The organism is Acinetobacter sp. AS23 (assembly GCF_023612055.1).
In the GTDB taxonomy this organism is placed as follows: Bacteria; Pseudomonadota; Gammaproteobacteria; order Pseudomonadales; family Moraxellaceae; genus Acinetobacter; species Acinetobacter oleivorans.
The window spans coordinates 3106851-3118725 of sequence record NZ_CP082274.1 but is presented as its reverse complement, the minus strand read 5'-3'; the positions used below and the strand labels follow the sequence as shown (position 1 = coordinate 3118725).

The following is an 11875-nucleotide window of genomic DNA, read 5'->3' as shown; positions in this document are numbered from 1 at the left end:
AAAATCATTGAGTCATATTTTTTTGAGGCAGTAAAGCTATGCATAGTGAATATTATTTTGAACAAGCCATCGAACAAAGCTTAACAATAGATGGTGGCTATGTAAAAGGTAACCCGAAAGACTATGACTCAAGAATTGCTTTATTTCCCAAAGATGTAGTGGCTTTTATTCAAGCGACACAACCGAAAGTTTGGGAGAAAATTCATAACTCATGTAAAGAAGAAACAGCAGCACGTATTGTTAATGATTTAGTATATGCGTTAGATACTGAAGGCGCATTATCGGTTTTTCGCCAAGGCTTTAAATGCTTTGGTAAAAAAATCAAAATGGCATACTTTGCACCTAATACCAGTATCAATAAAACCACTCAAGAACAATATGATGCAAACGTACTTAAATGTACACGTCAGCTCCATACGGAATTTAATGAAATTCCAGATATGGTACTTTCATTAAATGGTATTCCACTTATTACGCTGGAACTCAAAAATGAGTTTTCAGCATCGGGTTGGAATGTGGAAGATGCCAAAATCCAGTATAAAAAAGAGCGCAATGCAAAAGGACGTTTATTTGATTTTAAAAAACGTACCTTGGTTCATTTTGCAGTAGATACCTGTGAAGTCTATATGACAACCAAATTAGATGGAGAAAATACATTTTTTCTACCCTTTAACAAAGGCTATTTAAACGGTAAAGGTAATCCGCCTGTAGCAGGTGATGTACGCACGCATTATCTATGGACTGAAACTTTAGTTCGTCATAGTTTTATTGAAATCTTTGCTCGATACATGCATTTGAGTGTAGAAACTAAAAAGATTAGAACTGATACAGGTTTTCGATATATCGAAAAAGAAACGATGATTTTTCCACGTTACCATCAATTAGATGCCGTAAGAAAATTAATTAAACACAGTAAAGTCAATGGTTCAGGTCATAACTATTTGATTCAGCATTCAGCAGGTTCTGGCAAATCAAATACCATTGCTTGGCTCTCACATCAATTGGCATCGATGCATAATGCAGATGATCAGAAAATTTTTAACTCAATTATTGTCATTACTGACCGAATTGTACTTGATCGACAGTTACAAGAAACAATTGCACAGTTTGAGCATAAAGATGGTGTAGTGCAAAAAATTGATGAAAATACCCTACAGCTCACCAATGCTTTGGCTTCGAATGTACCTATCATTATTACCACTATCCAAAAATTTCCATATATCATGCAGACAATTCGCACCCAAGCGGAAAAAGGAATTACTGTTGATTTGAGCACGGAAGGAAAGAATTTTGCTGTTATTGTCGATGAAGCCCACAGTTCACAAAGTGGCGAAACGGCAATGGAACTACGTAAAATTCTGAATAAGGATGGGATTGAATCTGCAATTGCTCAAGAGTTTTTAGATGATGGCGATGAGGATGAAAGTGAATTAACTGATGACGTGAAAAAGCATTTATTTGCTGAAGCAGCAAAGCGTAGTCGCCAACCTAACTTAAGTTTCTTTGCTTTTACTGCTACACCAAAATGGAAAACACTCGCTTGCTTTGATGAAGCAGGGAATAATGGAGAAGCCCCGTTTCATCATTACAGTATGAAACAGGCGATTCAGGAAGGCTTTATTTTAGATGTTCTGGCAAACTACACGACATATGGGCAGTACTATAAATTAATCAAAATTGCTGACAATGATCCAGAACTTGCAAAAAATAAAACCAAAGCCTTGATGACTCGTTTTGTTTACATGCATCCAAGCGTAATCGCTCAGAAAGTAGAAATTATTGTAGAACATTTTAGAACAGTGACAATGCATCGAATTGGTGGGCGTGCTAAAGCAATGGTTGTAACGAATTCTCGTGAACAAGCAGTACGCTATAAACTCGCATTTGATGAATATATCAAAGAAAAAAAATATATAGGAATTAAGTCGTTAGTGGCTTTCTCTGGGAAATTAAAGGTTGATGGTACTGAGTATACAGAACCTAAAATGAATGGTTTTAAAGAAACTGAATTGCCTGATCAATTCGATACAAATGATTATCAAGTATTATTGGTTGCAGAAAAATATCAAACAGGCTTTGATCAGCCCTTACTACACACCATGTTTGTAGATAAGAAGCTATCGGGAATTCAAGCAGTACAAACTTTATCTCGTTTGAACCGCTGTGCTTATGGCAAAGAAGATACTTTTGTATTGGACTTTGTGAATACCCACGATGATATTTATAAAGCATTTAAGCCATTCTACGAGTTAACTAAACTCAGTGATATTCCAAATGAGCAGAAATTGAATGAGCTTGGCCATACATTGAATCAATGGAAGTTTTACTTTGAGGCCGATTTAATTGAGTTTGCAAATATTTGGTTTAAGGATAGAAGCAAGCTAACAGGGCATGAACATAAGCAGTTGAATAGTATTATTGATCGTGCTGTCGATAAATATAAGAAAATTCATCCTGATGATCTTGTACATCAACAAGAGCAACAAAAGCTATTTAAAAGCCAATTACAAAGCTATTTAAATTTATATCTGTTTGTCTCACAAATCATGGACTTTACAGACTCAGAACATGAGCAACGCTATGCGTATTTAAAAGCCTTACTACAAAAGTTGCCTAAAGGCTCTAAGGAAAATGAAGTTGATTTATCTAAAATTGTTGAACTTCAATTTTATCGATTGCAGAAAATAAGTGAAAATAGTATCGATTTGGGGCAGGGTGAAGCGAATGCCTTAAAAGGTTCAACGGATGTTGGAACAGGACAGGCAGAATCTACGGATAATGTATCCCATTTGATTGATGAGTTAAATGAGGCATTCGGTACAGACTTTACAATAGCTGATCAATTGTTCTTTGATCAGATTGAGCAAGCAGCTATCGAAAATGAAGAAATCGTACAGGCAGTGAATGCAAACTCTTTAGATAGTTTTACTGAGTATCTATCTGGGAAGTTAATTGACCTCTTCCTTACCCGACTTGCTGGGAATGAAGAAGTTTGTAATAAAGTAATGGGTACAGAAGAATTAAGGAAAAAAGTCGCTAAACGATTGGCAAAACATATTTATGTTCGTGCTAAGAAGAATATTTTATAGTAAGGAAAGAGAAATGGGGCAAGGTAAAAGTATTAAGTTATTTTTGGCGGATGGAACACCCAATGGGATTTTAACAGCCGAAATTATTAACTGGACAGGACATGTACTTTCTGCCCCCCGTAGTAAATTGGCCGAGTTGATCCAGCGTGAAGAATGTACAAAAACAGGTGTATATTTTCTGATTAGCCATGATCCAGAAAATCCATTATATCCAAGAGTGTATATTGGGGAATCGGATGATGTTGCTAATCGTTTAAAACAACATAACCGGACAGAAGAAAGTGGTGGAAAAGATTTTTGGGAAAAAGTTTGTCTAATTACAAGTAAAGACCAGAATTTAACTAAAGCGCATATCAAATATCTTGAAAGTCGTCTAATGGATATTGCTAAACAGAATGGACAATGCCAGCTCGAAAATGGTACAGCACATAGTTATAGCCGTTTACCAGAGTCGGATATTGCTGATATGGAGTTTTTTTTAGAGCAAATACAAATTGTTTTGCCTGTATTAGGCTACGATTTCCTCAAAGATTTAAAAAGACCTAGCTATCAACAATACTTATCAAAAACGCATAGTTTTGTAGAACCTGAGATTGATAAAACAGCAAACTTTTATTTATCTAGCCGTGAAGTAGAAGCTAAAGCACAAGAGATAGATGGAGAGTTTTTTGTTTTAAAAGGCTCACAAGTAAAAAGAGTATCATCCTCTACCTTTAATTACACAAAATTGCGTAACCATTTAATTGAAAATGAAATTATTGACTCTAAAGATTTTACTTTTAATGAAGATTATTTGTTTAGTAGTCCGTCTGCAGCATCAGGTGTAATACAAGGTCGTTCATCAAATGGGAGAAAAGAGTGGAAAGAAATAAATACCCATTTAACTTATGCAGAGTGGCAGCAAAAGCAAGTAGATAGTGCATAAGTTTAGATAGTAGAAAAGAAAAATTTAATTGATTGTTTTCTAATCACGAGTCCTTTTTAACAAACAGAACTTTACTTTTGTATTGATCTGAAGTGACACAAGCATATTGCAACATGCAAGGGATATAAGTATTTAAAAGGAGACAATTAGCTACACAGTATGCAGGGACATACTCTGAAATTTGGGGAAATTTCAAAAGATGATTACTCCGCTGGGGAGCGGTTTAAGAAAAGGGTAATCATCGATTCTTAAATAATTTATAAGATTTGGTTAGATCAAATGAACAACTTAATAACGAGATTTTTAAATAATCTGGGGCAGTGGCATGAAACAGCACTCACAACGACTAAAGCCATTATTGCTATAGGTGTATTATGCTTAGTCGCATATTTAGTGACGATTAGCTATATCCCTTCGGAAATTAGCTTTGGTGATACGCTCATTTTTTTACTAATTTTTGTAGCATGTTCTATTATTTATGCGGGGCTAAGCACGATATTGTTTTTCTTTGGTATTTCCTTAGTTCCAGTGACATATATCATCTTTAGTGTGGTTGATAAGTACTTACCACCTCATATCAGAATTGGACAAAAACTGCCATTTCCAAAGATTAGCATTACCACATTGGCTGCATCCCTTTATCTCGTATATGTTATTCATAGTTTGTTTTTACTGCATTGGAAAATCAATCTTTACATAGGTATTACCGTATTTTTTATTGCCTTTACTTATTATCCTTTTTATATCAACCGACAGAAGATTAAAGAATTTCGTATAAAATTTGAAAATTTGCAAGATATTATTGATGACCCAGAAGCAAGTGATCATCTTAAAACATTTGCGATAAAGAAATTCAAAAGATTAGAAACGCATATTAATGATAGCTTACAAGTTGCCATTATTTTGATTTTGATACCACTTACCCCCATGTTTTTTATTGAAGAGGTTGGTAACACGTTTCTAAACTATGCCATGCAAAAAACTGGTGTGAGAGTAGAAAAAGCGACTTTATACATCAAAGAACCATATGCAGATTTAATTGAATTACCAAAAACGACTACTAAAGAACTGAGTCAGTATAAAACCTTTATTTTTAAAGATATTAAAGTGTTATTTCAAGGCATTGGTAAAAGCACTTTAGTTTCTTATAAGGTAAAGAATATGGAAAAGCAGTTAGTGATTCCTAATGAATATATTACTGTAGAGCGAAGCAAGAAAATTGAAGAGTAATTAAATTATAAAAAATAAGAAATAGTTAGAATTATGAAAGCAAGGATATAAACAATTGCTATTGTTGTTCTAGCCATAGCGTTTGCATCACTACTTTTTTTCGTAAGTGGGGGAAAAAGTGGTAATGCTGCATTTTTTAAAATAAAGAATATTAAGGCGTACCCTGCAATAAGTGAAAATACATATTCAAATCCCAACTTTCCCTTAAAGTAAGCAATTAAAGCCATTATTAACATGAATAGGGCTAAGCTCATTAAAAGATATCTCTTAGAGGGAGAGTCTTTTATAAAGAAATCTTCTATTGACATAGGAATAGCTCGCTTTGAAATATTAAATTTTAGATAAACAATTTTTTTAAAATCAACGAATTAATTTTTTGAGCATTCTTTCTATGTAAAAATAATAGACTAAATTTTTTGATTAACATAGATACTTCAAGACAAATGGTACGAACAAATCCTTAGAAAAGGACGTAATGCAATCATTCCCCAAGGCCCCCGTGCCACAACAGAACTTTAATTTTTTGCGCTGATTTAAAGTAATCCACCATTGCGACACAGAGATAAGGGAGCTAAGCCAAACGCTTAGCCCATGTCTTCTTTATCGCATCGCCGCATCACACTAAAAAAAGTAGGGGCAAAGTCCTGTGGGAGAGCAGGACTTTGCAAACTGACATGTTCTAGTCGTTGCATAAGCTTATGCGAATACACTTGTTCAAGCCGTTGGTAAATACAGTCGCAACTGGCTTGGGTGTGCCCACCAGACAGGCAAATTTCTTCAAAATCCTGCTGAGTGTGAATGTCGCAACCAGAAACACCGTAATCGCCTATTAAAAGGCTTAAAGCCAAAATAGGTTTATAAAGTTTCATATTATTCTCGTGATAATTTTCACTAAGTTATTAATAAAAAATAAGCCGCATATATTTAAAGTATTAAAATCATTTAAAAAGGGAATAGTTAACCCGCCTGAAATACAGGAAAATAAAATGATTAAAATTTTAAAATAAAATTATTTATAAATTTAAAATATTTTAGGTGAGAGAAAGCCTAAATTTTAAATAAATAAAATTACGAGAGAGGATAGGGGATTAATATAAAAAAGGTCATGGTCAACTCCTAGAATGTATGGAGCTCTACCACCAAAGATCACCGTCAATTGATTATGGTGGTAGAACGGAAGAGGGTTGACAGACTGGGTATACAAACCAGCACGCGCAAGCGCGTCCCCCTCCCGTCCTACCGCAACGGTAAGGGGGAGGTGCAAGTTGCGCACAAGTCTCATACTCAGGGAGTATTTACCTGATACGCTGTATACTCGGTCTGTCAAAACCGACTGGCAATGTAGGCCAGCGAGACCATAATAATCATAAGTTTTTAACAGGTCAATTCAATTTAAATAAAATATTATAAAAAATTAAAATATAAATTTATATTTTAATTAAACTCAAAAATTTATCGATTTAAATCGGTGAATTAATAAATATAATAAAGTTAAACTAAACGTTTAGCTTGCTCTTAAAATGTATAACGGTAATTAATAAATACACGGTGCTGGTCCCAATCTTTACGAGTCATACCATTTATTTTTTCACCTAGGTTTGCATTTTTAAACTTTGACTCATAATGCAAAAATGAATAACGCACATCTAAGTTTTTCACCCATGGCAAGGCATAACTCACCGTAAAGTCAAAGTAACGTTCTTTACCTTCAATATCACTGCTAATGTTACTTTGGTGAGCGCCAAAGCCATAAATATACTTCGCTTCGGTTTTTAAACCTTTCACATAGTCTTTCCAGTTATATTTCAACCGAAGGGCAACGGCGGTTTCATCGTTATTGGTAAAGTCAGGGCCAATGGTCGCAGAGGTCGGAAACGGGTTGGTGCCGTGGTCTTGCGTCAAAACAGAGTTGCGGGCGGAATGAACGGCAAAGTTATCTTCAATCCAAAAACCATCAAACTTTGAAACGGCAATGCCACCTTCGAGGTTATTCTTGGCCACATTTACATCGACAAAATAACCATTGCCACGGTTGTTAATGTCTTGGCCTTTGATACAGTCCAGCTCGCTTTCGGCACCGCATTTAAACAGCTTGCCATCATCACGCGAGAAAAACGCGCCTGTGTTAAATGTCCACACCAAGCCATGCAAGGGCAATTTATATTGAGCAATCGCTCCATACTTTTTTAAATAATCTTTACTATTTAAATATTCGGCATTCACGCTCCAGTTTTTATACTGATACTTGGCACCGAGCAAACCGACATAATCAATGCGCTCGTCATTTTCAGTCACCAGTTTTTCAAAAGAGTCCATGCTGCGTGGTTTCCAGCGGTCATAGTAAGCAATGTAAGTCTGTAGCTGGTCATTCAGTTGAAACTGACCACTCGCACCCGAAAAAGTGTCGGGTACCGCGCGGTTGTTGGTACTTTTAAGTAACAGCGAGTCTTGCAGCTGGCGGCCTAATTTAAATTCGCCTTTATCACCCAGTTTTGCCTTGATGTAGAGTTGTCCTAAAGTCGCAAAGTTTTGGTCGAGCTTGCCGTTATTTTCGACCTCTAAAAGCTGAGCACTAGGCTTGCCAGAGTCAAATAACTTGGTGACTGCATAGAGTGAACCATCTACTCCAAGCCAGTCCCACAAGTAAGGTGACTGATAATTTAACTCAAGCCCTAAGGCACTTTGTTCATATTCACTCGACGAAGGCGAAGGGTTGGCAAGCGTAGGGTGAGCAGTACCTTCATCGTTCCAGTAACGGGTGTTAAGCTTTAATTCTAACTTGCCAAATTCTTGAGGAAGCTCTGCATACGCATTGCTCACACTGCCTAGACCAATACAGCCCCATAGCAAATATTTATTCATTTTAAATTCCTTTTTTAAGCATGAATAAGCCCTTTGCCTAACGCTGAGGTTAGGCAAGCTTTTTATGAAATAGATGAATTAAGGAGAGAGTTTTTCGAGCACTTGGCCTTTGGTTTCAATGGCAAACAAGAAGGTCACTAGACCACCAATGAGTGCCACAACGGCAAGCACACTAAACACATATTGAATGCCATAGCCACCAACCACGAGGCCCACCATAACTGGTCCAATTGCAGAACCAGCACGGAGCCAAGCGGTACTAAACCCGATGCCCATCGCACGTAGGCGAGTTGGGTAAAGTTCGGCAGCGTAGAGGTATAAAGAGAATGAAATGGTTTGCAAAATGGCATAGCTAATCGTTGCGAAAATTACCACTTCCATCGCCGATTTTGCGCCTAAAACCGAGAGGCTCATGAGTGGAATAATTGCTAAGAAAAACGCTGCACTGTACCAAGGACGGCGGCCGACTTTATCGATCATTAACGCACAGATAATAGAGGCAATCACACCCACGCCCGAGGTAATCCAGCCATAACCTAAACTGGTTTGAAGCGACAGACCAAAGTGTTGTTTGTATAGCGATGGCAGCCAAGTCACCATAGCGTTGTTTACCATATACACGCAAAACCACATGCCCCACAGGGTAAAGGTACGTTTGCGGTAGATGCCACGGAACAGCTCGCGCCAGTCGGTTTTTGCCATGCCTTGCGGGTTAATTTCTTTAACCACAGGTTCAGCCAAAGTCTTACCGCTTTTAATGGCACCGTCTTCAAAACTTTTGACGACTTGATCTGCCTCTTTAAAACGACCTTTTGAGGCAAGCCAACGTGGTGACTCAGGCAAGAAAAACCGTAAAGGAATAACCAGTAACGATGGAATTAGACCCACAATAAACATGACTTTCCAGCCGTAAATTGGCATGAGGAAAAATGCCGCCATGCCTGCAAACATAAGACCGAGTGGGAACAAAACTTCATAGAGCAAGAAAAACTTACCGCGCTTTTCTGCACCAATAAACTCGTTAATATAGGCACTCGCAACAGGCACTTCGCCACCTGTTCCAACACCTTGTAAGAAACGGAAAATTAACAGCGACATTCCACTCCACGCAAACAGACAAGAAATATCCATTGCCACAAACAGTAAAATGGTAAAAGACAGCACTTTTAAACGACCGACTTTTTCGGCAAGAGAACCAAAGAAGATTGCACCGACCAGTTGCCCGATATAACCCGCGGCAATGATCGCACCGACGTAGGCGGGCGTGAGGTGCCATTCGGTAATGAGTTGGGGTAAAGCAAAGGCAATTGCTAGAACAGTATAAGCGTCAAAAAAGGTCGCTATACCAATGGTAATTCGCATAAATTGCAATCGACCAGTGACGGGTAGCCGTTCGAGTCTTGCAATAATTTCCGCATTTTTTTGATGATGACTAATTTGTTCTACATCCGCTAGATTTGTCATCTTCTATCTCCTTATTACTACATTCCTCGTAGTTTTGTTGTTCTATTTCGCACTACCTGTTCACCACAGTTTGCATGCTTTTTTATTATTGTTTTTAAGAGACATGCCCGATGTTTGGCCTCAGGCAGCGTACAGGAAAAAAAGGCTAGCGTACATGCTAGCCCGAATAGAATTTAAGCAACGGCTTGGGTTAAATCGACCTTGCCAATTCCGGCTTGACGCATTGCATCATGAATTTCTTGCTCAGCACCATCTGCCAGTGGAAGCAGAGGCGAACGCACAGTGGCATGGTCCAAAATTCCGCGAGCAACCAGTGCATGTTTAAGCGCGACCGTACCTTCCATGTGTGAACCGCGGTGATAAACATTGCGAGTCACTGGTAATAATTGGTCGTGAATCGCACGAGCTTTGGCATAATCTTTGGCTTTACCTGCTTTAATCATTTCAATTAACAGTTCAGGGGCAATGTTGCCGTAGCCAACCAAAGCGCCGTCTACATCAAACATGGTGTGAAGCAAATATTCATCGTGGCAGGTCAATACCTGTAAGTCTGGGCGTTCACGGCGAATAATAGGAATTTCGACATCCCAGCGACGCATATTACGCACACCATTTTTCATGGCAAACACACCTGGCTGTGCAGAAATATCGAGTAGAGTTTCTAGGTCGTAAGTGGCCTTCGTTGCATCTGGATATTGGAATAAAATAGATGGCAAACCACTTTCTTCATAAATCGCTTTATAGCGGTCTTGTGGTGCGCCTTTTTGATAGCCAAAACGCAACCAGCCGTGTGAAGGGTAAATCAAACCTGCCGAAGCACCTGCGCTCACTGCACGTTTTGCTTCTTCTGCTGCAACCGAAGTACCTTCGAGCGTAATACCAGCAATTACCGGAATTTTGTCATCTACCGATTTAACAAAGCTTTCGATGACCTGCATTTGTTCTTTTTGCGACAAGAATGTTCCTTCACCTGCATGCCCAAGAACAACCAAGCCTTTCACACCATCAATACTGCCTAACCATGAACCTAAACGTTGAATTGCATTATGGTCTACTTGTCCGTCACGGGTAAAAGGAGTCACAGGTGCTGGGGTTAATCCACGTAAATCTAAACTCATAATCGTACTTCCTATACAGTGTAATTAAATATTCTCTGGTTCTTAATCTGACTTAAATCGTGTTGTAGAGAACATGATTGGAGTATAGAAATAGGTGAGCTATGTAGGAATTACCAATTCTTGAATTTCAGTTATACTGAAAATGTATGGCTCAAAAAGCTGTCTATTACGGTTTAGGAAGAATCGATGAATTATGAATTATGGAAAATATTTTTAGATGCGGTCGAACTCGGTAGCTTAAGCAAAGTTGCGATGCTGCATAACACCAACCAACCACAAATTAGTCGGCAAATGAACGAGCTTGAAGCGCAATGTGGCGGTCGTTTGTTTAACCGAACTGGCCGCGGCGTAGAACTCACCGACTTAGGTCAGCATTTACTTCCTAAAATTCGTTCATGGCTAAACGTGACCGATCAACTTAATAATGAAATTTTGCATTCGACCGATACCCCAATTGGCACAGTTCGTATTGCCAGTTTGCCGTCTACTGCTCATCCATTGTTATCGACGCTCTATAAAGTACTTCAAGAGAAATATCCCCTAATTAAACTGTCGGTGCGTGAAGGACAAGGTGTACATTTAGAAAAATGGCTTGAAGATGGCAGCGTCGATTTAGCCATACTTTATCGGTTCAACCCGACGCCTAAACAGGGTGATGTTTACCTTACCGAAGCCGATACCTATTTGGTGGGCTGTGAAGGAGATACGCTCACTCAGGCCAATGAAGTCGACTTTAAAGCAGTAAGTGAGTTACCTCTGGTCACGTTTTGCAGGCCAAGTAACTGGCGTAATTTTTTAGACCACATGGCTTATGAAAATGGGGTAGAACTGAACATTGTGTTTGAAGCCGACTCGATTAGCTTGCAAACCCATTTGGTTTCCGAATCTCGCATGTACACCATGCTGGGGCCGCAAGCGTTAAAGAAGGCCAGCCAATACACCTCAATTCAAGCTGCAAAAATTATTAACCCCGCGCTCAAGCGTTATATTTCTTTGTCTATTTCTAAACATGGCTATTTAACCCCTGCGTGTAAGGCGGTGATGGAAGAAATTAGGAATTTGGCTGATTTGCTTTGAGAAAAGTACAGCAAAGCGAGCGGGCAATTAATTCAATTTATTAAACAGTGATTTAAGTTTTACTTGAATTATTGCTTGACTTGTTTAAATGATAATTATTATCATTTATA

Annotated in this window: 9 protein-coding genes; 4 read left to right on the top strand and 5 right to left on the bottom strand. The window is 38.3% G+C overall.

Annotated elements, in window-relative coordinates; genetic code table 11:
* The first annotated feature begins 38 nt into the window (after window positions 1-38).
* The 3 genes from K6I41_RS14735 (at window position 39) to K6I41_RS14725 (ending at window position 5244) form a co-directional block, all read left to right on the top strand.
* Window positions 39-3089 carry a type I restriction endonuclease subunit R gene (locus K6I41_RS14735; protein ID WP_250374688.1) on the top strand — a complete coding sequence of 1017 codons (3051 nt, stop codon included), beginning with the start codon at window positions 39-41 and terminating at the stop codon, window positions 3087-3089.
* A gap of 13 nt (window positions 3090-3102) precedes the next feature.
* Window positions 3103-4014 (top strand): GIY-YIG nuclease family protein, encoded by a 912-nt coding sequence (locus K6I41_RS14730; RefSeq protein WP_250374687.1) that lies wholly within the window; start codon window positions 3103-3105, stop codon window positions 4012-4014.
* Between the two features lie 279 nt (window positions 4015-4293).
* Entirely contained in the window at window positions 4294-5244 is a 951-nt protein-coding gene (locus K6I41_RS14725) for a hypothetical protein (protein ID WP_250374686.1), read from the top strand.
* Window positions 5245-5249: 5 nt separating this feature from the next.
* On the opposite strand, the gene K6I41_RS14720 is transcribed toward K6I41_RS14725, so the two are convergent.
* From K6I41_RS14720 to K6I41_RS14700, 5 genes are all read right to left on the bottom strand, one after another.
* Window positions 5250-5552 (bottom strand): hypothetical protein, encoded by a 303-nt coding sequence (locus tag K6I41_RS14720; RefSeq protein WP_250374685.1) that lies wholly within the window; start codon window positions 5550-5552, stop codon window positions 5250-5252.
* Window positions 5553-5828: 276 nt separating this feature from the next.
* A complete protein-coding gene (locus K6I41_RS14715) occupies window positions 5829-6113 on the bottom strand; it encodes a hypothetical protein (RefSeq protein ID WP_004794079.1) in 285 nt (94 codons plus the stop codon).
* Window positions 6114-6759: 646 nt separating this feature from the next.
* Window positions 6760-8106, bottom strand: coding sequence for an OprD family outer membrane porin (locus K6I41_RS14710; protein ID WP_250374684.1), 1347 nt, complete (start codon window positions 8104-8106; stop codon window positions 6760-6762).
* Window positions 8107-8184: 78 nt separating this feature from the next.
* Complete coding sequence (locus K6I41_RS14705) at window positions 8185-9570, bottom strand: MFS transporter (RefSeq protein ID WP_250374683.1); 1386 nt, start codon at window positions 9568-9570, stop codon at window positions 8185-8187.
* 173 nt (window positions 9571-9743) lie between these two features.
* Window positions 9744-10688 (bottom strand): dihydrodipicolinate synthase family protein, encoded by a 945-nt coding sequence (locus K6I41_RS14700; RefSeq protein WP_000050879.1) that lies wholly within the window; start codon window positions 10686-10688, stop codon window positions 9744-9746.
* 186 nt (window positions 10689-10874) lie between these two features.
* Between K6I41_RS14700 and K6I41_RS14695 the strand changes: the two genes are divergently transcribed.
* The gene (locus tag K6I41_RS14695; protein ID WP_109046358.1) at window positions 10875-11765 is read left to right on the top strand and encodes a LysR family transcriptional regulator; all 891 of its coding nucleotides are present in this window, start codon (window positions 10875-10877) and stop codon (window positions 11763-11765) included.
* Window positions 11766-11875: the final 110 nt, after the last annotated feature.

Bases quoted from the DNA above. Each gene is read 5' to 3' on its own strand.
- K6I41_RS14730 (WP_250374687.1), top strand. From the start codon at position 3,103: ATGGGGCAAGGTAAAAGTATTAAGTTATTTTTGGCGGATGGAACACCC.
- K6I41_RS14705 (WP_250374683.1), bottom strand. From the start codon at position 9,570: ATGACAAATCTAGCGGATGTAGAACAAATTAGTCATCATCAAAAAAAT.
- K6I41_RS14725 (WP_250374686.1), top strand. From the start codon at position 4,294: ATGAACAACTTAATAACGAGATTTTTAAATAATCTGGGGCAGTGGCAT.
- K6I41_RS14715 (WP_004794079.1), bottom strand. From the start codon at position 6,113: ATGAAACTTTATAAACCTATTTTGGCTTTAAGCCTTTTAATAGGCGAT.
- K6I41_RS14710 (WP_250374684.1), bottom strand. From the start codon at position 8,106: ATGAATAAATATTTGCTATGGGGCTGTATTGGTCTAGGCAGTGTGAGC.
- K6I41_RS14735 (WP_250374688.1), top strand. From the start codon at position 39: ATGCATAGTGAATATTATTTTGAACAAGCCATCGAACAAAGCTTAACA.
- K6I41_RS14700 (WP_000050879.1), bottom strand. From the start codon at position 10,688: ATGAGTTTAGATTTACGTGGATTAACCCCAGCACCTGTGACTCCTTTT.
- K6I41_RS14720 (WP_250374685.1), bottom strand. From the start codon at position 5,552: ATGTCAATAGAAGATTTCTTTATAAAAGACTCTCCCTCTAAGAGATAT.
- K6I41_RS14695 (WP_109046358.1), top strand. From the start codon at position 10,875: ATGAATTATGAATTATGGAAAATATTTTTAGATGCGGTCGAACTCGGT.